General features: G+C 40.6%; 21 protein-coding genes. 16 read left to right on the forward strand and 5 right to left on the reverse strand.

Features of this window, described 5'->3' with window-relative positions:
- The first annotated feature begins 33 nt into the window (after window positions 1-33).
- The 13 genes from BLR54_RS12425 (at window position 34) to queF (ending at window position 12,839) form a co-directional block, all read left to right on the forward strand.
- The gene (locus BLR54_RS12425; RefSeq protein WP_090421562.1) at window positions 34-1,098 is read left to right on the forward strand and encodes an N-acetylmuramoyl-L-alanine amidase; all 1,065 of its coding nucleotides are present in this window, start codon (window positions 34-36) and stop codon (window positions 1,096-1,098) included.
- A 59-nt stretch (window positions 1,099-1,157) separates the two neighbouring features.
- Window positions 1,158-1,772: an RdgB/HAM1 family non-canonical purine NTP pyrophosphatase gene (rdgB, locus tag BLR54_RS12430; RefSeq protein ID WP_090421564.1), complete on the forward strand. Its 615-nt coding sequence runs from the start codon at window positions 1,158-1,160 to the stop codon at window positions 1,770-1,772.
- Window positions 1,753-2,256, forward strand: a complete 504-nt coding sequence (locus tag BLR54_RS12435; protein ID WP_090421566.1) for a metallophosphoesterase family protein — start codon at window positions 1,753-1,755, stop codon at window positions 2,254-2,256. The genes rdgB and BLR54_RS12435 overlap by 20 nt, the downstream gene beginning before the upstream one ends.
- The gene (locus BLR54_RS12440; protein WP_090421568.1) at window positions 2,246-3,763 is read left to right on the forward strand and encodes an ASKHA domain-containing protein; all 1,518 of its coding nucleotides are present in this window, start codon (window positions 2,246-2,248) and stop codon (window positions 3,761-3,763) included. Before BLR54_RS12435 ends, BLR54_RS12440 begins: the two co-directional genes overlap by 11 nt.
- A gap of 113 nt (window positions 3,764-3,876) precedes the next feature.
- A complete protein-coding gene (locus tag BLR54_RS12445; RefSeq protein WP_090421570.1) occupies window positions 3,877-4,464 on the forward strand; it encodes an NADH peroxidase in 588 nt (195 codons plus the stop codon).
- A gap of 421 nt (window positions 4,465-4,885) precedes the next feature.
- Entirely contained in the window at window positions 4,886-5,563 is a 678-nt protein-coding gene (gene hypB / locus BLR54_RS12450; RefSeq protein WP_090421572.1) for a hydrogenase nickel incorporation protein HypB, read from the forward strand.
- A gap of 101 nt (window positions 5,564-5,664) precedes the next feature.
- Complete coding sequence (locus tag BLR54_RS12455; protein ID WP_176761946.1) at window positions 5,665-8,454, forward strand: FAD-dependent oxidoreductase; 2,790 nt, start codon at window positions 5,665-5,667, stop codon at window positions 8,452-8,454.
- 217 nt (window positions 8,455-8,671) lie between these two features.
- Entirely contained in the window at window positions 8,672-9,667 is a 996-nt protein-coding gene (locus BLR54_RS12460) for an alpha/beta hydrolase (RefSeq protein WP_090421574.1), read from the forward strand.
- 262 nt (window positions 9,668-9,929) lie between these two features.
- On the forward strand, window positions 9,930-10,352 hold the full coding sequence (locus tag BLR54_RS12465) for a 6-pyruvoyl trahydropterin synthase family protein (RefSeq protein ID WP_090421576.1): 423 nt from the start codon (window positions 9,930-9,932) through the stop codon (window positions 10,350-10,352).
- A gap of 2 nt (window positions 10,353-10,354) precedes the next feature.
- Window positions 10,355-11,023: a putative 7-carboxy-7-deazaguanine synthase QueE gene (queE, locus tag BLR54_RS12470; protein WP_090421578.1), complete on the forward strand. Its 669-nt coding sequence runs from the start codon at window positions 10,355-10,357 to the stop codon at window positions 11,021-11,023.
- 19 nt (window positions 11,024-11,042) lie between these two features.
- Window positions 11,043-11,615: a GTP cyclohydrolase I FolE gene (gene folE / locus BLR54_RS12475; protein WP_090421580.1), complete on the forward strand. Its 573-nt coding sequence runs from the start codon at window positions 11,043-11,045 to the stop codon at window positions 11,613-11,615.
- A gap of 26 nt (window positions 11,616-11,641) precedes the next feature.
- Window positions 11,642-12,328, forward strand: coding sequence for a 7-cyano-7-deazaguanine synthase QueC (gene queC / locus BLR54_RS12480; RefSeq protein ID WP_090421582.1), 687 nt, complete (start codon window positions 11,642-11,644; stop codon window positions 12,326-12,328).
- 19 nt (window positions 12,329-12,347) lie between these two features.
- The gene (gene queF / locus BLR54_RS12485; protein ID WP_072915344.1) at window positions 12,348-12,839 is read left to right on the forward strand and encodes a preQ(1) synthase; all 492 of its coding nucleotides are present in this window, start codon (window positions 12,348-12,350) and stop codon (window positions 12,837-12,839) included.
- 85 nt (window positions 12,840-12,924) lie between these two features.
- Here queF and BLR54_RS12490 read toward each other — a convergent pair whose 3' ends face one another.
- The 5 genes from BLR54_RS12490 to BLR54_RS12510 form a co-directional block, all read right to left on the reverse strand.
- Window positions 12,925-13,527 carry a cytidylate kinase-like family protein gene (locus BLR54_RS12490; protein WP_090421584.1) on the reverse strand — a complete coding sequence of 201 codons (603 nt, stop codon included), beginning with the start codon at window positions 13,525-13,527 and terminating at the stop codon, window positions 12,925-12,927.
- Window positions 13,528-13,612: 85 nt separating this feature from the next.
- Entirely contained in the window at window positions 13,613-14,266 is a 654-nt protein-coding gene (locus BLR54_RS12495; protein ID WP_090421586.1) for a hypothetical protein, read from the reverse strand.
- A 2-nt stretch (window positions 14,267-14,268) separates the two neighbouring features.
- A complete protein-coding gene (locus BLR54_RS12500; protein WP_090421588.1) occupies window positions 14,269-15,771 on the reverse strand; it encodes a TrkH family potassium uptake protein in 1,503 nt (500 codons plus the stop codon).
- Between the two features lie 6 nt (window positions 15,772-15,777).
- Window positions 15,778-17,166: a Trk system potassium transporter TrkA gene (trkA, locus tag BLR54_RS12505; protein ID WP_090421591.1), complete on the reverse strand. Its 1,389-nt coding sequence runs from the start codon at window positions 17,164-17,166 to the stop codon at window positions 15,778-15,780.
- Between the two features lie 81 nt (window positions 17,167-17,247).
- A complete protein-coding gene (locus tag BLR54_RS12510) occupies window positions 17,248-17,748 on the reverse strand; it encodes a hypothetical protein (RefSeq protein WP_090421593.1) in 501 nt (166 codons plus the stop codon).
- 214 nt (window positions 17,749-17,962) lie between these two features.
- Between BLR54_RS12510 and guaA the strand changes: the two genes are divergently transcribed.
- The 3 genes from guaA to BLR54_RS12525 all read left to right on the forward strand — a co-directional run bounded on the left by guaA (window position 17,963) and on the right by BLR54_RS12525 (window position 21,402).
- On the forward strand, window positions 17,963-19,510 hold the full coding sequence (gene guaA, locus BLR54_RS12515; protein ID WP_090421595.1) for a glutamine-hydrolyzing GMP synthase: 1,548 nt from the start codon (window positions 17,963-17,965) through the stop codon (window positions 19,508-19,510).
- A 757-nt stretch (window positions 19,511-20,267) separates the two neighbouring features.
- Window positions 20,268-20,900, forward strand: coding sequence for a GyrI-like domain-containing protein (locus BLR54_RS12520; protein ID WP_090421597.1), 633 nt, complete (start codon window positions 20,268-20,270; stop codon window positions 20,898-20,900).
- 19 nt (window positions 20,901-20,919) lie between these two features.
- A complete protein-coding gene (locus tag BLR54_RS12525) occupies window positions 20,920-21,402 on the forward strand; it encodes a GNAT family N-acetyltransferase (protein ID WP_090421599.1) in 483 nt (160 codons plus the stop codon).
- Window positions 21,403-21,412 lie beyond the last annotated feature (10 nt).

The following is a 21,412-nucleotide window of genomic DNA, read 5'->3' on the forward strand; positions in this document are numbered from 1 at the left end:
GGGTTACGCTTTGGGGTTGAACCGGATGAGTTAATGGAAGAGAAAGTAATGGGGGCCTTTACGGCCATAGTGTTGGCAGTTGTTATTATAATGAGCTGCCTGCTTATTTATGTGCCAAACATGCATATAATTGCGCTTAAAATTCAAGACAACAAACTCGCAGGGGGAAGGACATCTGTTATGGAAATGCTTCGTGCCTCTGAAGAGGAGCTTGAAGGGGATGACGAGCAAACAAGGGAGAGTGTTCTTAAGGGGCATCAAATCAGATTGACCCTGCCACAGAATGTCACAAGTAAAGCGGTTTCTATTGATAATTCCCAAGTTGATAGAACAATTAAAATCACCATTAATGGTATTGGAAAGGACTACTTCACCAATTATCCAATGAGAGGAAATGGAGATAATATCGTGGATATCACCTACGATAGTTCAGATTTGGTAGGTGTTATTGAGCTTGCCCTTGATGATGTAAAAGAGGTTAAAATGACCTCGGAGGGGGAGTATATTTACTTGGATTTCCTTGAGCCTCACGACGTGTATGATTACGTTGTTGTGGTGGATGCTGGTCATGGTGGAAATGTGCCTGGAGCTAGCAAATTAGGGGTTGATGAAAAGGATTTAGACTTGCAGATTGTCTTAGAGTTGAAAAAACTTTTTGACGCTAGCAATAAAAATATAGGTGTTTATTATACTCGTACCGATGATTCCAATCCTTCCTTTGAAGCAAGAGTTGGTTTGGCAAATGATTCTGATGCAGATTTATTTTTATCTGTACACAACAACTCCACTGCCTCAGGCCGAATGAGCAACATCAGTGGAACGGAGGTTATGTACAAGGGTGGAGATTCTACTGGAGAGTCCAAGAAATTTGCTGAAATGTGCCTAAATCATCTTTTAGAGGAGCTAGGTTCAAAATCAAAGGGCACGGTTGTTGGGGATGAGGTTTACATAATCAGAACCTCAAAGTCACCAGTTGCCTTGGCAGAAATCGGCTTTATGACCAACGCCAATGAGCTTGAAAAGCTTCAGGACAAGGAATACCAACAGTCTACAGCAAAAGCATTATATGACGCAGTTCTTGAGTATTTAAATTTATAGAGTATAGAGCCTTCTCCTTGAGGAGAAGGTGCCCCGTAGGGGCAGATGAGGTGTGAATAATGAATAAAACTAAAATCGTTTTTGCCACTGGCAATGTAAACAAGATGCGAGAGATTAAAGCAATCTTAGGTGAGGATAAATACGATATTCAGTCCATGAAGGAGGCAGGTGTGGACTGTGACATCGTTGAGGATGGAAAAACCTTTGAAGAGAATTCTCTTATTAAATCAAGAGCAATATCAAAGCTTGTTCCTGATGCAATCGTTCTTGCTGATGACAGTGGTCTTGAAATTGACGCATTGAATAAGGAACCGGGTATTTACTCTGCCAGATATTTAGGTGAGGATACCTCTTATGATGTAAAGAATGCAAATCTCATACAGCGACTTGAGGGTGTTGAGAAGCAGGATAGAAGTGCCAGATTCGTATGCGCGGTTTCCGCTGTTTTTCCAGATGGAAAAGAGGCCGTAGTCCGTGGTACTATAGAGGGGTATATTGGCTGGGAGCCTATGGGAACAAACGGCTTTGGCTATGATCCTATTTTTTATCTTTGGGACAAGGATGTTAGTACAGCCAGTGTATCACCAGAAGAAAAAAATGCCATAAGCCATCGTGGACAGGCGCTTAGAATGATAAAGGAAGAAATAATTAAGCATGAAAATATTAGTTGTTAGTGATAGCCATGGAAGGTCTGAGAATCTTCGTGATGCAATACATATTGAAAATCCAGATGTAATCTATCATCTTGGAGATGGACAGGGGGTGGAGGATAATCTTTGGATGATGTCCGAAGCACCATGCGAGTGTGTTGCAGGAAATTGTGACTGGGGTGGAAATCTTCCAAGCGAGGTGGTTCTCGAAGTTGGAAACCACGTTATACTTCTCACCCATGGTCATTATTACGGTGTTAATTATGGTTATGAAAAAATAGCTGAGGCGGCCAAAAACAAAGGCTGCGACATTGTTTTATACGGTCACACACATGTGCCAACCATAGACCACTATGAGAATCTGATAATCGCAAATCCTGGAAGTATATCTTATCCCAGACAAAATTCCAGAGAACACACTTATATGACAATTTTGGTAGATAATAGTGGTGAACTAAAAATGGATTTGCATTCACTTGAGGAATACGATAGGACACATGGAAATTAAAATTGTTATTGAAGATGTTGTTCCTGAACAGGAATATGTATACATGACAAGGGATGAGGAAATCACCTTTGGGGATGTTATGGACCATTTAGGTCTTAAATTCTATAGACCTTGTGGCGGTATTGGAAAGTGTTTAAGCTGCGCCATAAGGTTCGTTTATGGTGCACCTGAAATGACTTCAAACGATGAGCGAGCTTTAGATTTCTCGGAAATGAGAAATGGCTGGCGCATCGGTTGTAAGTGTGTAATCACAAAGGATTGCAAGATTCAGGTGCCAAAAAGACTAGTTTCTGAAATCACATCTGTGGCTACCTCTGGTGTCGAAGAGGAGCTCCCACTTGATAAAACAAATATTGCAATTGCAGTTGATATTGGAACCACGACGCTTGCAGCAGCTGCAGTGGAGCTTGGTACAGGAAAAATCCTTAGACAACGTACATGGACCAATGGACAGCTTAAATTTGGCGCGGATGTTATGAGCCGAATTAAAGCCTCAATAGAGGGAAATAGAGATGAACTTAGTCAGCTTGTAATTAAGGATTTGATGCGTCTTGGTACAACGATCATTGGCGAAGATTTCTTAACTCATAGGGTGGTTATTTCAGGTAATACCGTTATGACCCACCTGATGTTGAAATATCCAATGGATGGTATGGCCAAGTATCCTTTTGTACCTTATACCACTGATGCCGTAAAGTTCCGTGAGACCAATCGTAATATCTTTTTTATGCCATCTATAAGTGCCTTTGTAGGCGGGGATATTGTTTCAGGTCTTTACTATATAAAGCGTGAAGCCAAACTTAAAAACAAGGAGAAGGAGACCTTCCTCTTTGTGGATATGGGAACCAATGCGGAGATAGTTCTTTTTGATGGTGAAAAATATTGGTGTTCTTCCGCATCCGCAGGACCAGCTTTAGAGGGAGCATCCCTCAGCTGTGGCTGTGCGTCTATAGCTGGAGCAATCAATCATATCTCTATAAACAATAGAATCTGCAAATTCACCACCATTGGAGGTGAAAAGCCAATTGGTATATGTGGTTCTGGAATAATCGATTTAATACATGAGCTTAGACGAAATGAGCTGATTGATGAGGGCGGACTTCTTATAGAAGAATATGCTGATACGGGCTTTCCGATTACAGAGGATATTATTGTTACAGGCGAAGATATTCAACAGGTTATTTTGGCAAAGGCAGCCATAAGATCCGGTCTGCAAATGTTGATGGAAGCTGCAAAACTTCCGCCAGAGTCCATAGACCACCTTTATGTATCAGGTGGACTTGGGGCAACCATAAGCATATGGGCAGCTGCAGGTATAGGCTTATTCTCTATGGATTTGATACCTAAATTTGAATCCCTTGGTAATACCTCCCTCATCGGAGATATCGCCTTTATTATGGAACCTGACGAAGATGCTTTAAAGGAAATAAAGGACAATTCACAGGTGGTACTATTGGCCACTACTCCTCGATTTGAAGAACTGTTCCTGGAGAATCTTAAACTGTGAAAAATGTGAGAATTCTTAGTGTTTTGAAACGATAAAAGATAATCTGTGTGCTAAAATAGTATTATCTTTTTAATTTAAACTATTGGGGGCTGTTTTCGAAAGGAGTTTATACTATGGCAAAGTATGTATGTCCTGTATGTGGTTATGTTCATGAGGGAGATAATCCTCCTGATGAATGTCCTGTATGTCACGTTAGTGGTGACAAGTTCAAGAAGGTCGAAGGTGAAATCGCTCTTGCAGCAGAGCACAAGTTTGGTGTATATGGTGCAACAGTAAAGGATAATCCTGAGATTTCTGAAGAAGATAAAAAGTTTATCTTCGAACAGCTTAAGTCTAATTTTGAAGGCGAATGCTCAGAAGTTGGTATGTATCTTTGCATGGCTCGTGTAGCTCATCGAGAGGGCTACCCGGAGATTGGACTCTATTGGGAGAAGGCGGCCTTTGAAGAGGCAGAACATGCTGCCAAGTTTGCAGAGCTTCTTGGTTCTGACTTAGAGAAGAATATGACAAACTCTACAGAAAAGAATCTTAGATGGCGTGTTGACTGCGAATATGGTGCTACAGCCGGTAAGGTTGATTTAGCTACCTGTGCTAAGAAAAACAACCTTGATGCTATTCATGACACCGTTCATGAGATGGCTCGTGATGAGGCTCGCCACGGCAAAGCACTAGAAGGATTACTTAATAGATATTTTAAATAATATATTAATATATTTGCTCTTTAGACCTCCGGAATTCCGGAGGTCTTTTTTGTTATTTTTATAGGGATTGTTGGTGGGGACAGGGCAGTTGTAATGTTGAGTTAAAGGGGAATAAAGTTGTATAATTGAATTACAAATATAAAATAAAATGAAAAATATTGAAAAAATATAATACAAACTAGTGATTTTTACATAATTCTGTGGTAATATATGTATATATTGTACAAGAGAATTATCTGAAAATACTCACGTGGGTATTTATGGCGTTTTGTACTAGATTTTATACGGAGTTTGAGACTTGACCTAATTGACAATAATTTATCAATTAGGTTATATTTATACGACTAGGAAACTAGAAGATAATGGTTTAGTTTTCATTCTTGGGGTTTTATACACAAGAATGCAATTAAGCGGAGGGATTATGGAAGATTACAAAGTTATTGAGGTAAAGCAGAGTATCTTTGAGGATAACGATGCTGACGCAAAAAAACTTAGAGCTGAATTAAAATCTCAGAAGACTTTTTTAGTTAATCTAATGTCTTCTCCGGGCTCAGGAAAAACCACCACCTTATGCCAAACCATAGCCAGACTTAAGGACGAGATGGCTATTGGCGTTATGGAAGCGGATATTGATTCGGATGTGGATGCAGCCACAATTCAGGCGGCAGGAGCTCGAGCAATTCAGATTCACACTGGCGGTATGTGTCATCTTGATGCAGACATGACCAGACAGGGCTTACATGAATTTGGTACAGAGGATTTGGATTTGGTTTTCCTAGAAAATGTTGGTAACCTTGTTTGTCCCGCAGAGTTTGATACTGGTTCTTCAAAGAATGCAATGATTCTTTCAGTTCCAGAGGGAGACGACAAGCCACTTAAGTATCCACTTATGTTTTCTGTTTGCGATGTGGTGCTTATCAACAAATGTGACACACTTCCTGTGTTCACCGAATTCTCAAAAGAAGCTGTTACAGAGCGAATCCATAAGTTGAACCCTAATGCCCAGGTTATATTTGTTTCGGCAAAAACAGGCGAAGGTTTTGATGAGTGGATTAACTGGTTGAGGGGCCAGGTCGCTGACTGGAACGCTGATAATTAACCTGCTGGCACAGGTGTTTATCAGAAGGCTTTAGCCGACGAACTTTTTGAGGGTAGAGAGAGTATAAATAGTTTTTAAGGTAAAAGGAGGAAATAATTAATATGGGAATTGGACCAGACCGTTTAGGTGATTTTTATCCTGATTGGGTAAAAGATTTAAAGGATGAAGATCTCCGTCCTGAGATTCTTCAGCTTGGTAAGGTGATTACAGACCGAGCAAAGATCAAGCTTGGTCTTCAGAAAATCACAAAGTATGATCCAGAGTACTGGGCAGTTGCAAATCTTGCACCTACAAAGGAGATTGCAGAGCTTGCACTTCAGATGGGTGGTATTAGAAAGCCAAAGACTTTTAAGCAGATGCTTGAAATTACAGGTCTTGATGAGAAGACACTTGAAGAGCGTCTCGAGCAGGCTAGCTACACAGGTCTTATTGAGTGGAACTATGAGAATGATGCTCACGAAAAGCAGTGGGTTCTTCCTATGTTCGTTCCAGGTTCAGCAGAGTTTTCTAACATGAACCAGGATCTTCTCAAGGAGCATCCTGAGATGGGACGTTTCTTCGAGAGAATGTCACGTCTTCCACTTGAGGGACTTACACACATGGTGCCACCAGGAGGCGCTGGTATCGGTATGCACGTTATTCCTGTTGAGGAAGCTATCGGTATGGAGCAGGAAGCAATTGGTCTTGAAAAGATTTCATACTGGCTTGATAAATACGAAGGAAAGTATGCTAAGTCACCATGTTCATGCCGTCTTTCTAGACAGACATATGATGAGGGCTGTGCAGATGATCCTATCGGTTGGTGTATCGCTGTAGGTGATATGGCTGATTACGTTGTTGAGACCAACAAGGGTGGCGTTTATATCACTCGTGAGGAGGCTCTTGAGATTTTCAAGCAGGCTGAGGAGAACGGTTTCGTTCACCAGATCACAAATATCGATGGTGAGAACAAGATTTTCGCTATCTGTAACTGTAATGTAAATGTATGTTATGCTCTTCGTACATCACAGCTTTTCAACACTCCTAATATGTCACGTTCGGCATATATTGCTCACGTTACTGCTGAGGATTGTGTTGCTTGTGGTAAGTGTGTTGAGTCTTGTCCAGCAGGTGCTGTTAAGCTTGGCCAGAAGCTTTGCAAGGCTGATGGTTCAGAAGTTCAGTATCCAAAGCACGTTCTTCCAACAGAGAAGAAGTGGACTACAGACGACTGGGATGACGATTACAGGGACAACAATAGAATTAACTGCTACGACACTGGTACAGCTCCATGTAAGACAGCTTGTCCTGCTCACATTGCTATCCAGGGTTATCTTCGTATGGCAGCTCAGGGACGTTACAAGGAAGCTCTTGCTCTTATCAAGCAGGACAACCCACTTCCAGCTATTTGCGGTCGTGTATGTAACAGACGTTGTGAGGCTGCTTGTACAAGAGGTACAGTTGATGAGGCTATCGCAATCGATGAGGTTAAGCGTTTCTTAGCTGAGATGGATCTCAAGGCTGAGACAAGATATATTCCAAAGAAGATTGTTCCTTCACTTAAGGGCGAGTTCAACGAGAAGATTGCTATCATCGGTGCAGGTCCTGCAGGTCTTTCATGTGCTTACTACTTAGCACTTAAGGGCTACAAGCCAACAATCTTCGAGAAGAGCAAGTATCCAGGTGGTATGCTTCGCTATGGTATTCCATCATTCGTTCTTGAGAACAATGTTATCGATGCTGAAATCGAAATCATCAAGGAGCTTGGTGTAGAGATTAAGTGTGGCGTTGAAGTAGGTAAGGATATCTCTCTTGCAGAGCTCCGTTCACAGGGCTACAAGGCATTCTACGTAGCTATCGGTTGCCAGGGTGGTAATCGTCCAAACGTACCTGGTGATGATGCTATCGGTACAGCTACAGCTGTTGATTTCCTTCACCAGTGCTCAGAGAATGAAGCATACGATATTAAGGGTGACCTTGTTGTTATCGGTGGTGGTAACGTTGCTATCGACGTTGCTCGTTCTGCAAGACGTGTTGGTAATGAAAAGGTTTCTATGTTCTGTCTCGAGAGCAGAGACATCATGCCAGCTTCTCCAGAGGAAATAGAAATTGTTGAAGCTGAGGGCGTAGAGCTCAACTGCGGTTGGGGTCCTAAGGAAGTTCTCGTTGACGAGGCAGGCGCTGTAAAGGGTATCGTTCTTAAGAAGTGTACACGTGTTAAGGATGAGACAGGTCGCTTCTCTCCACAGTACGACGAGAATGATACAATCACTGTAGAGTGTAAGCATGTTATCTTCTCAGTAGGACAGCGTAGCGTTTACGGAGATCTCTTCAAGGATTCCAAGGTTGTTATCGAGCGTGGACCAAAGGCAGATTCTCTTACATATCAGACAGACGAGCCTGATATCTTCGTTGGTGGTGATATGTACACAGGCCCTAGATTTGCTATCGATGCTATCGCAGCTGGTCGTGAGGGTGCTATCTCAATCCACCGTTTCGTACAGCCTAATAGCTCACTTACTATCGGACGTAACCGTCGTGATTTCATCGAGCTTGATAAGGAAAACCTTATGATTGGTGATTACGATCACAGCCCACGTCAGATTCCAGGTGTTTCTAAGACAACTGTTGACGGCGAGCTTACATTCCGTGATAAGACTGTTGAACTTACAGAGGAGCAGATCAAGATTGAGACAGCTAGATGTCTTAAGTGTGGAGCTTCTGTTGTTGATGAGAATAAGTGTATCGGTTGTGGTATTTGTACAACCAAGTGCGAATTCGATGCAATCAAGCTTTACAGAGAACATCCAGAGTGCTCAAAGATGACTCCTTCTGAGGACAAGCTTAAGTACGTGCTTCCATACGGACTCAAGCAGCGCGTAAGCGTAACCTTCAAGCGTGGTCGTAAGTAATTTAATATAATATAAAGCCTTGGGTTACGCTCTCAAGCCTTAGATATTACTCCGCTCAGCTGAAGAAAGCTTCGCTTGAGTAACACTAAGAGCTAGATAGCTACCCAAGGCTTATTTTATACACTTCTTTTAGTATGTACTACTTTCGCTACATATTACTTGTGATACGTACTACATGTGATATTATTGAAGTAACGACACGTACGGGAGGACTAGAATGAATTTTTACTTATTTAATGAAGGTTTTGCGCAAGCGCTTCGCACAATAATACTTGTTTATTTTATATTGACATTCGTATTTACGGTATATTCTATTGCCAGAATGTACTATTATGAGCATATTGCAAATGATGTTAAGGGTGGAAGAGCTCGTATGAAGGAGCTGGCAGCCACCGGTCGTTTCATTCAGATGCCAGTGTACACTATGGAGGAGATGGCAGAGGATAAGCACAAGCGAGATGTTCGACTTATGTATTTTCCTGCTGACAATCCTAGAGATAAGCGCTTTGTTATGATACTTCCAGGTGGAGGATATGCACATGTTTGTTTGAAGCAGGAAGGATATCCTGTTGCAGCAGCACTAAACAAAATGGACATTAATGCTTTTGTGCTTGATTATAGAGCTGGCCGTGATTGCGAACCTTTTGCGCCAATGCAGGATTTAGGCGCAGCACTAGTTCTGATAAAGGATAATCCTGACAAGTTTCAGGTTGATATTGAGGGATACTCATTAATGGGATTTTCTGCAGGGGGTAATCTTGCAGGCATTTTCTCCAGCCATAAATTTGGCTATATTGATTATCAACTTCCTAAGCCTAAGGCTATACTTCTTGGCTATCCATGGACTTGTGTTAATGACTGGCTTCATCATCCATATTGGAATATATGGATTGGTCTTTTAGGCGTGTGGTTATCAAATCGTGGAAGCTATTATATGTTTGGATTGCGAGGTATTCGAAAGGGCCGCCAGCTTCTTGATGTAAAAAATTACATTGAGGAGGATTATCCTCCAACCTTTATGTATTCGGGTTCTTGGGATGTGCTTGTACCAGCCAGCCGTCATGCGGACGTGTTTGATGTAGCTCTCACTGAAAATGGAGTGGTTCATAAGTATGAAAAATACTTTGGTGTACCCCACGGTATTGGTCTTGGAAAGAGGACAAAAGCAAATGGTTGGTTAGAAAGAGCAGTAGCCTTTTGGGATGAGGCTTAGAATCTTTATTTTATAAGAAAAATCAGCCCATTTATGCTTGCATTTTTCTGGTTCAGGTTGTATTATATTCAAGCAATTAAGATATAGAAATTCACCTTCGGGTGAGGGACAGTTCGTTTGTACCATCCTGTCCATAAACAAAACCAGGACTAAGATATATTACTATGTTTGTTTTGGCTGCCGGTGCGCAGCCTTTTTTATTGGAATCCTTTGTGGATTTTCGCGTCTGTATTTCTTATGTCCTGATTCAAGGAGATTTTCAATGTACTATTTAACAGCAGAGGCATCCTTTGATGGAGCTCACTTTTTAGCAGGTTACGAGGGCAAGTGTTCAAATTTACACGGTCATCGTTGGAGAGTAATCCTAAAAATAAAGACTGAAAAGCTACAGTCTGAAGGCCAGCAACGTGGCATGGTTGTTGATTTCGGAGATGTAAAGGATGCTTTAAAGAAGGAAACAGATTTTTTTGATCACAGCTTTATATATGAACTTGGTTCCCTGAAGGACGAAACAGTTGCAGCTTTGAAAGCTGAGAATTTTGAAATGCATGAGGTTCCATTTAGACCAACGGCAGAGAATTTTTCTAGGTACTTCTTTTACAAGTTTAAGGAATATGGCTTTACAGTTGCAGAGGTGACCGTTTACGAGACACCAAATAACTGTGCAAGTTATTCGGAAGACTAATTATGGCAGTATTTAACGTAGTAGAAAAATTTGTCAGCATTAATGGTGAGGGACAGCACGCAGGTGAGCTTGCAGTGTTTATTAGACTCCGTGGATGTAATCTTTCTTGCAGCTATTGTGATACAAGATGGGCTTGTACTGCTGATGCCAAGGCAGAAGAAATGACAGAGCTTCAGCTTCTAGATTATGTGAAATCCACAGGAGTAAAAAGAGTTACTCTTACTGGTGGCGAGCCACTTTTGGCAAAAGATGTTATGGTTCTGCTAGAGGCTTTTGCTAAGGAACCGGATATAAAGGTCGAGATAGAGACTAATGGTAGTATTTCACTTGAGCCATTTGTTGCTATAGAGAATCCTCCAGCCTTTACCCTTGATTACAAGTTGGCAGGATCAGGAATGGAAGCAAAAATGGATTTATCAAACTTCCAGTATTTACAGGAAAAGGATACTGTTAAGTTTGTTTGCTCAGATGTAAGTGAGTTGGATAAGGTTTGCAATATCGTAAATACGTATTCACTTTCAGATAAATGTACTGTTTTAATCAGCCCGGTTTTCGGTCGTATTGAACCGGCAGATATGGTGGACTATTTGATAGAGCATAAGCGAAATGATATTCGTTTACAGCTTCAGCTTCACAAGTTTATTTGGGATCCAAATAAGCGTGGCGTGTAGTTTTAAGAAGAGGATAGAAATGGCAATTAACAAGGAATTAATAAAGGAAAGCATTAGAAATATTATTATAGCTCTTGGGGATGACCCAGATAGAGCAGGACTTGTGGAGACCCCTGACAGAGTGGCTCGTATGTACGAGGAAGTCTTTGAAGGAATGAATTATAGTAACCAGGATATTGCAGAAATGTTTAACAAGACCTTCGATGAGGATTATTACGATGATAACAATCAGGATTTGGTCTTTGTAAAGGATATTGAGGTCTTCAGCTATTGCGAACATCATCTTGCACTTATGTATGACATGAAGGTCAGCGTAGCCTATATTCCAAATGGAAAGGTAATTGGTCTTAGCAAAATTGCAAGAATCGCTGATATGGCAGCAAAGCGACTTCAGCTTCAGGAGCGAATTGGAAATGATATTGCTGAGATTCTTCAGATGGTTACTGAATCAGAGGATGTAGCTGTATTTATAGAAGCTAGCCATTCTTGCATGACTGCCAGAGGAATCAAAAATGCAGGGGCAAGAACTTATACTCAAACCTTACGAGGTAGGTTTAAGACTGATAAGGACTTGCTTGCAAGATTAAGATAGAGGATGAGCTGTAAAAGGAGATAAATATGAAAGCATTAGTTTTAGTTAGTGGTGGCGTGGATAGCACCACATGTCTTGGAATGGCAGTAAAGGAATATGGAAGCGAGAATGTAGTTGGACTTTCAATTTTCTACGGACAGCGTCATGATAAAGAAATCAAGGCTGCAGATGCGGTTTGCGAGCATTATAAGGTAGAGCATATCACTCTTGATTTATCTACAATGTTTCAGTTTAGCGATTGTACATTGCTACAGCATTCAGAGGGAGAAATTCCAGAGGAATCTTATGCAGAGCAGCTTGCTAAAACAGATGGCAAGCCAGTGAGCACATATGTGCCATTTAGAAATGGGTTATTCCTTTCAAGTGCCAGTGCCATTGCACTTTCAAAGGGATGTTCAAAGATTTACTATGGAGCACACAGCGACGATGCAGCAGGCAACGCATACCCAGACTGTTCAGAGGCTTTCAACGAGGCTATGAACAAGGCAATCTACGAGGGCAGTGGAAAGCAGCTCGAAATTGTGGCGCCATTTATTAGTCTCACAAAATCACAGGTGGTAAAGAAGGGCTTAGAATTAGGTGTGCCTTATGAGCTTACCTGGAGCTGTTATGAGGGTCATGAAAAGGCCTGCGGTAAATGTGGCACTTGCATCGATAGAAAGGCTGCATTTGAGCTTAACGGGGTTACAGACCCTATTGAATATGAAATGTAATATATCGGAGGAAAAAATTATGGCAGATAGAGCAGCAGAGGGTACACTTACCCTTCTTGGAAACAAAAACAACACTTATCCAGACAATTACGCACCAGAGATGCTTCAGACATTCTTGAATAAGCATCCTGAAAATGACTATTTTGTAAAGTTTAATTGTCCAGAGTTTACATCACTTTGTCCAATTACAGGTCAGCCAGATTTTGCGAACATCATCATTTCCTATGTTCCAGGAGAAAAGATGGTGGAGAGCAAGTCTCTTAAGCTTTACCTTTTCAGTTTTAGAAATCACGGTGACTTCCATGAGGATTGTGTAAACATCATCATGAAGGATTTGATTAAGCTTATGGATCCAAAGTATATTGAGGTTTGGGGCAAATTCACTCCAAGAGGAGGTATTTCCATCGACCCATATTGCAACTATGGAAAGCCAGGTACAAAGTGGGAAGAGGTTGCCTTCAATCGCATGGCAAACCACGATATGTATCCAGAAAAGGTAGATAATAGATAATAAAAGACCAGTCGACTTTGACTGATTGATGAGATGTGAAAAGAGGCCCACTCCCTAGCGGAATGGACCTCTTTGCTTTTTGTAGTTATTCAGGATACTTTTCAGCAAGCTGACAAATTGTATTTACACAGGTTTCTTCACCGAGAGTACCGCTGTCTAAAATTACATCATACTCTCTGAAATCACCCCAGTTTTTGTCGGTGTAATATTTGTAATAGGTTTTTCTCTGTTTATCCTTCTTTGCAAGGCGCTTCTCAATGCTGACATTTTCTATGTTTTCGTAGCGGTCAAGAACTCTCTTTTTTCTGTGCTCCATATCTGCGTGAATCATAACGTTCATGCAGCGGATGCCCTCCTTGCGAAGAATGTAGTCCGCACAACGTCCAACGATTACGCAAGGACCTTTGCTGGCAAATTCAAGGATAACCTTTTTCTGAGCTATAAATATTTCATCCTGAGGACTCTGGAAGTACATTGTACCTGCAGCTGAAATATCAAACCACATTGCTGTAGAAGATGTATATTCACCTTGAGTCTCTATAAGCTCTTTTGCATAGCCACTTTCAACAGCCACACGATTTACGATTTCCCCATCGTAAAAAGGAATGTTTAATTGCTTTGCAACAGCTTCTCCAATGCTATGACCACCGCTGCCGAATTCTCTTGAGATAGTAATTACTGGATACATAGTGGTTCCCTCCAATTTTAAAATATAAATCATACAGATTCTGTATTTGTATCTATATGATAACCCAACATTTGTTACTTATATTTTAAAAGTTTTCCGATAAAAAGTCAAAGAGAGCAGCATTTGTCTGATTATTAATTTTGCCGCCTGATTCGGCGTTTTCCCCGCTGTCTCCGCAGATATCTACGCCAATAATCCTGTGATTTTTAAAGAGGATCTTCAGAGAATCAAGTAGTTCTTCTAAAGTCATATTTCCCTGGTCCCAATCGGTAACGGAACATTCAGTGGAAAGAACGTCCTTGTCGATGGAGATATATAAAGGTAAATCCATTGGAATATCCTCCACAGGTATTTCTTCACCAACTCCATAGGTGAAGACCTTCTTTAAGTTCGGCAGAGTTTCTTTAGCTTCAAGAACCCATCCGCCACAGGAGGTGATTTGGCCGAAGCTTGGAGGCTGATCATCAGGATGGTGATCAAAGAGTACAAGGCTAAAATCCTCCTTCACTTTTTGAAGCCAAAGAAGGCTGAGATAGTGGTAGTTGCCTGAATCAATAAAGTGTATGCCAGTTGGAGAAAATTCGTATATACGTTTTTGGATTTCTTCTTTTGCAAGGTCATCTAAGTAGCATCTTGTGCCTTCAATATCTCGGCAGTCAATTGTTATAAAATTTTCTTTGTAATTGTAGAATGACTGATGCTCGAAAGCATCAGTCATTTTCATAAGAATAGTTTCCATAATTATTTATTTTTGAAAATCTTTCCTGCGTGTTCTAATTCCTTAGAGCGACGCTTTGTAAATAAGTCTTGCCAAATAGTTGGATGGAAGAGCATAAGGATTGGGAAAAGCTCAAGTCTTCCTGCTAGCATATCAAATATCAAAACAATCTTTGATAAATCAGTAAAGAATGCAAAGTTTGCAGCAGGACCAACCATGCTCATACCAGGTCCGATGTTACTCATTGTGGCAATAACTGCTGTAAAGATGGTCGAAAAATCTAGGTTCTCGAAAGAAAGGATAAACACACTTACAAAGAACACCAACATAAATGTACCGAAAAATACGTTGTTGGAACGAACTGTATCGTGGTTAACTGGCTTTCCATCCATAAGAGTCTTTCTGATACTACGTGGATGAATGTAGCTGATCAACTCCTTGTGAACAGCCTTGCCCATAAGTACAAATCGAGAAACCTTGATACCACCACCAGTGGAACCGGCGCAGGCACCAATAAACATAAGGATTACCAAAACACAACGGCTGGCCTGTGGCCAAACAGCAAAGTCAGCAGTTGAGAAACCAGTAGAAGATTGGATTGAGGTAACCTGGAAGGCTGCCTTTGTAAGAGCATCAAACAATCCTGCGCTGCAGCTTAAGGTGTTAAAGGTAATAATACCGATTGAACCAAGTGTCAAAAGGGTGTACATTCTAACTTCTTCCATTCTAAAGGCATCTCTAGCATGGTGGAATAGCACATAGTAGTAGAAGTTGAAGTTAACACCGAATACAAACATAAAAATAGCTATTATCCACTGACAAGCCACGTTGAAGCCTGCACAGCTGTTGGCGTAAATACCGAAACCTCCAGTACCTGCTGTGGCGATACCAGTATTGATTGCCTCAAATGGTGTCATACCTGCAATCAATAGAAGAGTGATTTCTAAAGCGCAAAGGCCTAAATAAATCAAGTAAAGCATCTGTGCTGTGTTCTTAAGCTTTGGAACCAGCTTTCCAACAGATGGGCCAGGTGACTCAGCTTTCATAAGATTGAACTGTGAACCCTCACCACCTGCAAGTGGGATAACTGTAAGAAGGAATACCAAAACTCCCATACCACCTACTAAGTGAGTAAAGCTTCGCCAAAATAGTGAAGCGTGAGAAAGGGTTTCAACATTATCAATAATGGAAGCACCTGTTGTGGTGAAGCCGGAAACAGCTTCGAATAAAGCATCAATATAATGAGGAATTTCTCCTGTGAGCCAAAGTGGAATGGCGCCAATGACGGATAAAACCACCCAAGATGCACCTGTACAGAAGAAACCTTCTTTTAAGTAGAAACTAAACTTCTTTGGTTTGAAATAGCTGTTAATAACGCCTGCCACAAGACATGGGAATGCAACTATAGCATAGTCAACCCAAACACTTTCGTGGTAGATAAATGCCACAAAAATCGGAAGCATTAAAAACAATCCTAAAAATCCTACAACATATAATAGGATAAAACGAATGACGGAATTATTCATGTCCTATTACCTCAATGTATCTAAAATAGTAGCAAAGCCAGTGTGTGTAGTTACAACCATGATTGTATCACCAACCTCGATGGTATCAGAACCGCTAGGAATGATGATTTTGCCATTACGATTGATAAAGGCAATAAGAACATTGTCTTTAAATTGTAAAACTGAGAAAGGCACGCCTGTGGCCTTTGACTTTTCAGTAATGTTAAACTCGATAGCTTCCACTCTCTGATCGAAAAGATGGTAGAGGGTAAGGATATCGTTTCCATCACCAGAAGCACTCTTTGCTCGAACGTAAGCGATGATAGATTCTGCTGTTATCTGACGAGGATATACCACAGATCCAAGGTTCAACTGTGACATAACGTTGTCGAAGCTGATTCGGTTAATTTTTGTAATTACCTTTGCATTGCTAACTTGATTAGCATAAAGGGTAAGGAAAATATTTTCTTCGTCGATTCCTGTAAGAGGAATAAAGCTTTCAACATATTCGATGCCTTCCTCACGAAGAAGTGCCTCGTCGCTACCATCACCATTAATGATTGTAGCCTTTGGAAGGGCAATAGAAAGTTCTTCGCAGCGTTCCTTGCTTCTTTCAATGATTCGTACGTTCATTCTTGCCTGAAGAAGGAGCTTTGCAAGATAGAAGGAAGCCTTTCCGCCACCAACAATCAAACAGTCCTTAACCTGGCGGGTTTTGAATCCAATTTCGTTCAAGAAGGTACGAGCAAATCGTCTTGCACCAACGGCACAAACAATATCGTTTGTTTTAAGGACGAAATCACCAGTAGGGATAACTACTTCGTCGTCACGTTTAACGGCTGTGATAAGCACCTTGCTAGAGCTTGATTGGCTAAGGTTCTTAATTGTAAGGCCATCAAGGATGTTGCCCTCCTCAATTTTGAACTCAACCATTTCAGCCTGGCCGTGGGCAAAGGAAGAAACTTCAAGTGTGGATGGAAGAGAGAGAATAGATGAAATCTCTCTGGCAGCCTCAAGCTCTGGGTTGATAATCATAACCAAGCCAAGCTTTTCCTGAAGATATGAAATTTCCTTTGAATAGTCGGGATTTCTAACTCGTGCGATTGAAGCGCAATCACCTACCTGTTTAGCGATTGTGCAGCAGAGAAGATTAAGCTCATCTGAGTTAGTTACGGCAATAATGAGATCCGCATCCTTAATACCAGCTTCAACCTGAGTGCTGTAGCTGGCACCATTTCCCTGGATACCCATTATGTCATAAAGATTTGTGAGATTATCGATTCGTTCTTGCTTCTGATCGATAACGACAATATCATGACCTTCCTTTGAAAGTCTATCTACTAGGGTGCGGCCTACTTTACCACATCCTACAATTATTATTTTTAGTCCTCTTTTTTGGGACGAGCCAAATATCATTACTTTTGCCTCCAAAAAAATTTAAGGAGATTACATAATCTCCCATATGATAATTTAATCCATAAAGGGCAAAAGTGCAAGTTAAATCCTTACATCAACTCTTCGTGTAATTCTTTTGGCTGCATCATATAAGTCCTTCAAATACTTGGAATCTTTATCGAAGAAATTCTGAAAACGTTCAGATTTATATGTGGTTGAAGCTGATTCATAAAGGGACATAGTGCCGTCCTTTTGTACGGTTATGCCAATCCTTTTCAGCTCAGACGCATATTCATTATTAAGTGTTTTGATTTTTGAAGCTGCGTTTCTTACAGAGGTGTCGTCTTTTCCGTATTTGCTGGCAGAGGTAAGCGTATTGTTTACGGCGTCGGTAAAAGCCTTCAGCTTTTCTTGATTTTGAGTATCACTGCTGTCGGTAAACTTGTAATCCTGCAGCTTTTTGATGGCATTACGAAGAGCACTTGCATCAGCCATAGAAAGAGTGCCTTTAGTGGCCTCGTTTCTGGTAGAACCTTTTGCAAATGCAGAATACTTTCCATAATATAATCTTAAGCTGAGAGAATTTGTTACGCTTACGTTCATATATTATTTCTCCTGTGAGATGGTAGTTTGGTTAATATAGCTACTATGACATTATCCTATATTTTATATCGGTGGGAATTGGTGAATTATTTATATTGAAGTAAGGATTATATTAGTTGTATAAGGAAATTATGTATATTTACTGTTGAAGAAAATGTTAAAAGCACATATACTATAGGAAATTTAAAAGTAACTTTAATAGAAGGAGCGTCTAATGAACCAGGAAAAAGTCATTGTTATCGACTTTGGCGGACAGTACAACCAGTTGGTTGCTCGTCGTGTCAGAGAATGTAATGTCTATTGTGAAATCTATTCTTACCGTACCCCTATTGACCAAATTAAAGAAATGAATCCTGCTGGAATTATTCTTACTGGCGGACCAAATTCTTGTTATGAAGATGGAGCACCTACCTATACTAAAGAGCTATTCGAGCTTGGTATACCTGTGCTTGGTCTTTGTTATGGTGCTCAGCTTATGATGCATCTCTTAGGTGGTAAGGTTGAAAAGGCGCCTGTACGCGAGTACGGAAAGACTGAGACCTTTATTGATGGTGCTTCAGAGACACTTTTTGCTGGTGTTGACAAGTCAACTATCGTTTGGATGAGTCACTTTGACTATATTAGCAAGGTTGCTCCTGATTTTGATATTATAGCTCATACTGCTGATTGTCCTGTTGCAGCAGCTGCTTGCGAGGCTAAGAAGCTTTATGCAATTCAGTTCCACCCAGAGGTGCTTCACACTGTTCAGGGAAAGGACATTTTATTTAACTTTGTTCGTAACATCTGCGGTACTGCTGGTTCTTGGCGTATGGATTCTTTTGTTGAGCAGACCATTGGCGAGATTCGTCAGCGTGTTGGCGATGGCAAGGTATTACTTGCCCTTTCTGGTGGTGTTGATTCATCAGTGCTTGCAGCACTTTTGGCCAAGGCTATTGGAAAGCAGCTTACCTGTGTGTTCGTAGATCATGGTCTTCTTCGTAAAAACGAAGGTGATGAAGTAGAAAGCGTATTTGGCCCAGCCGGTTCCTTTGATATTAATTTTGTTCGTGTTAACGCTGCAGAGCGTTATTATGCAAAGCTTGCTGGTGTAGAAGAGCCAGAGCAGAAGCGTAAAATCATCGGTGAAGAATTCATCCGTGTCTTCGAGGAAGAAGCAAAGAAGATTGGTACTGTAGACTTCCTTGCACAGGGAACTATCTATCCAGACGTTGTAGAGTCAGGTCTTGGCGGTGAGTCAGTAGTTATTAAGTCTCATCACAATGTTGGTGGACTTCCTGACTATGTTGATTTCAAGGAAATCATCGAGCCTCTTCGCAATCTTTTCAAGGATGAGGTTCGTAAGGTTGGTCTTGAGCTTGGCCTTCCAGAATACCTTGTATTCCGTCAGCCATTCCCAGGCCCAGGCCTTGGTATCCGTATCATTGGTGAGGTTACAGCAGAAAAAGTTCGCATAGTTCAGGATGCTGATTATATTTATAGAACAGAGCTTGCAGAGGCTGGCTTAGCTAAGCTTCCAGATCAGTATTTCGCAGCTCTTTCAAACATGCGCTCTGTTGGTGTTATGGGTGATGAGCGTACCTACGACTATGCAGTTGTACTTCGTGCCGTTGAAACCATCGACTTCATGACAGCTGAAGCTACTGAGATTCCTTTCGAGGTTCTCCAGCGTGTTATGAGCCGCATCATCAATGAGGTTAAGGGTGTCAACCGCGTAATGTACGACCTCACTTCTAAGCCACCAGGAACTGTGGAGCTGGAATAAAGCCTATAAAGCACAAGCCGAGTAAAAATAAGCAGTCTAGTTGCGTGGATGCTTGCATCCAAAGTGACTAGGCTGCTTATTTTTATTGGGCGCCGCTAGGCGCTAGTAAGTGTGCCAGGTTGTGGCGCACTTACGGGAGGGTTGAGCTTTGGCACAGTGAGTGCCATTTTAAATAACAATAATTGGTAAATTAGCATGTTTTACGGAACATAGGCTGACTTCAGCTTTTTTTCCGTAGTCAATATTCTTAGAATGAATCTGATTACGGAAAAAGAACATAATAATATGATTTTTTCCGTAGTCATGACTTTCATAGATGTAAATATCGTTAGCTTGTTAATGAATTAGCACTATAATCCTACGGAAAAAAGTTGTTGTTTTATAATCTGTTCCGTAATTGAACATGATTTGTCATTTCGGCCTACGGAACAGAAGCCTATTGTTAGGCTTTGTTCCGTAAATATTGTTCAAATTAAAAAAAGCTTTGGAATGTTATAGGAAAAATAAGAAATATTGGAACAGGGCTACTAGAAAAGTATTTATAGCAAAGAATTTGCAGAACAGAGCATTAAGAACAGAGCTTATATAACAGATTTTGCTGACCAGATTAAAGAAAGAACTTATAAAACAAAATATACAAAAAGGTCAAGCGTAACCGAAAATTCGACAGTTTTTATTACAGTTCACTATGCAACAAATTCTGGATTTAGTATACTAATTCAAAACAATAAACAAAAAGAATAAGGCAGGGAAGAGCATGGCATTTGATTTCAAAAAAGAATATAAAGAATTTTATATGCCTAAAAATAATCCAGAGATTGTTAATGTGCCTAAGGCAAATTACATAGCGGTTAGAGGTAAAGGTAATCCTAATGAAGAGGAGGGAGATTATCAGAAAGCAATCAGTGTATTGTATGCTATCGCATATACATTAAAAATGAGCTATAAAACTGATTATAAAATTGAAGGTTTCTTTGAATATGTTGTTCCACCACTTGAAGGTTTTTGGTGGCAGGATGAAGTAGACGGTGTCGATTATACTGACAAATCAACCTTCAATTGGATATCTGTTATTAGATTACCTGATTTCGTTACAGAGAAAGACTTTGCGTGGGCTGTTGAGAATGCAACGAAAAAGAAAAAGTTAGATTGTTCCGCTGCAGAGTTTATGACAATTGATGAGGGATTGTGTGTTCAGATTATGCATTTAGGTTCATTTGATGATGAACCTGCAACAGTCGCTCTTATGGATGAATATTTAGCAGAAAAAGGATATGTTACTGATTTTACTGAAATAAGACTTCATCACGAGATTTATATGTCAGATGCCAGAAAGGTTGCTCCAGAAAAATGGAAAACTGTTATTAGGCATCCTATACGAAAAGCGTGATAAGTATTTGGAGGCGAAAATGCTAAGACTCGAGAAAATCAACGGGAAAAATGTTTGGGATATATTAAAACTTTCAGTCAATGATTCACAAAAGACGTTTGTAGCAAGTAATGATATAAGTATCATTGAAGCATACACAGCTATAACAGCGCCTGGGTATGCCTATCCTTTTGGAATATATGAGGGGGATACCCCAATAGGATTTTTGATGATTGGGTTTGATAAGGATGATTATTGGGAAGATGCACCTGATATTGCCATAGGAAATTATAATTTGTGGCGACTGATGATAGATAAGAAATATCAGCATAAAGGATATGGCAGGCAAGCAGTAAAGCTTGCATTGGATTTCATTAAGACTTATCCATGTGGACCAGCTGAAAACTGCTGGTTATCCTATGAGCCAGAGAATCAAATTGCTAAGGAGTTGTATGCATCCTATGGATTTGTTGAGACTGGGGATATGGATGGAGAAGAGATTATAGTAGTTTTGAAATTATAAAATGGGATAA

It is taken from the genome of Pseudobutyrivibrio sp. YE44, assembly GCF_900104335.1.
GTDB lineage: Bacteria > Bacillota > Clostridia > Lachnospirales > Lachnospiraceae > Pseudobutyrivibrio.

Excerpts from the sequence above, each read along its gene's own strand:
- BLR54_RS12425 (WP_090421562.1), top strand. The coding sequence starts at position 34 with ATGGAAGAGAAAGTAATGGGGGCCTTTACGGCCATAGTGTTGGCAGTT.
- rdgB (WP_090421564.1), top strand. The coding sequence starts at position 1,158 with ATGAATAAAACTAAAATCGTTTTTGCCACTGGCAATGTAAACAAGATG.
- BLR54_RS12435 (WP_090421566.1), top strand. The coding sequence starts at position 1,753 with ATGAAAATATTAGTTGTTAGTGATAGCCATGGAAGGTCTGAGAATCTT.
- BLR54_RS12440 (WP_090421568.1), top strand. The coding sequence starts at position 2,246 with ATGGAAATTAAAATTGTTATTGAAGATGTTGTTCCTGAACAGGAATAT.
- BLR54_RS12445 (WP_090421570.1), top strand. The coding sequence starts at position 3,877 with ATGGCAAAGTATGTATGTCCTGTATGTGGTTATGTTCATGAGGGAGAT.
- hypB (WP_090421572.1), top strand. The coding sequence starts at position 4,886 with ATGGAAGATTACAAAGTTATTGAGGTAAAGCAGAGTATCTTTGAGGAT.
- BLR54_RS12455 (WP_176761946.1), top strand. The coding sequence starts at position 5,665 with ATGGGAATTGGACCAGACCGTTTAGGTGATTTTTATCCTGATTGGGTA.
- BLR54_RS12460 (WP_090421574.1), top strand. The coding sequence starts at position 8,672 with ATGAATTTTTACTTATTTAATGAAGGTTTTGCGCAAGCGCTTCGCACA.
- BLR54_RS12465 (WP_090421576.1), top strand. The coding sequence starts at position 9,930 with ATGTACTATTTAACAGCAGAGGCATCCTTTGATGGAGCTCACTTTTTA.
- queE (WP_090421578.1), top strand. The coding sequence starts at position 10,355 with ATGGCAGTATTTAACGTAGTAGAAAAATTTGTCAGCATTAATGGTGAG.
- folE (WP_090421580.1), top strand. The coding sequence starts at position 11,043 with ATGGCAATTAACAAGGAATTAATAAAGGAAAGCATTAGAAATATTATT.
- queC (WP_090421582.1), top strand. The coding sequence starts at position 11,642 with ATGAAAGCATTAGTTTTAGTTAGTGGTGGCGTGGATAGCACCACATGT.
- queF (WP_072915344.1), top strand. The coding sequence starts at position 12,348 with ATGGCAGATAGAGCAGCAGAGGGTACACTTACCCTTCTTGGAAACAAA.
- BLR54_RS12490 (WP_090421584.1), bottom strand. The coding sequence starts at position 13,527 with ATGTATCCAGTAATTACTATCTCAAGAGAATTCGGCAGCGGTGGTCAT.
- BLR54_RS12495 (WP_090421586.1), bottom strand. The coding sequence starts at position 14,266 with ATGGAAACTATTCTTATGAAAATGACTGATGCTTTCGAGCATCAGTCA.
- BLR54_RS12500 (WP_090421588.1), bottom strand. The coding sequence starts at position 15,771 with ATGAATAATTCCGTCATTCGTTTTATCCTATTATATGTTGTAGGATTT.
- trkA (WP_090421591.1), bottom strand. The coding sequence starts at position 17,166 with ATGATATTTGGCTCGTCCCAAAAAAGAGGACTAAAAATAATAATTGTA.
- BLR54_RS12510 (WP_090421593.1), bottom strand. The coding sequence starts at position 17,748 with ATGAACGTAAGCGTAACAAATTCTCTCAGCTTAAGATTATATTATGGA.
- guaA (WP_090421595.1), top strand. The coding sequence starts at position 17,963 with ATGAACCAGGAAAAAGTCATTGTTATCGACTTTGGCGGACAGTACAAC.
- BLR54_RS12520 (WP_090421597.1), top strand. The coding sequence starts at position 20,268 with ATGGCATTTGATTTCAAAAAAGAATATAAAGAATTTTATATGCCTAAA.
- BLR54_RS12525 (WP_090421599.1), top strand. The coding sequence starts at position 20,920 with ATGCTAAGACTCGAGAAAATCAACGGGAAAAATGTTTGGGATATATTA.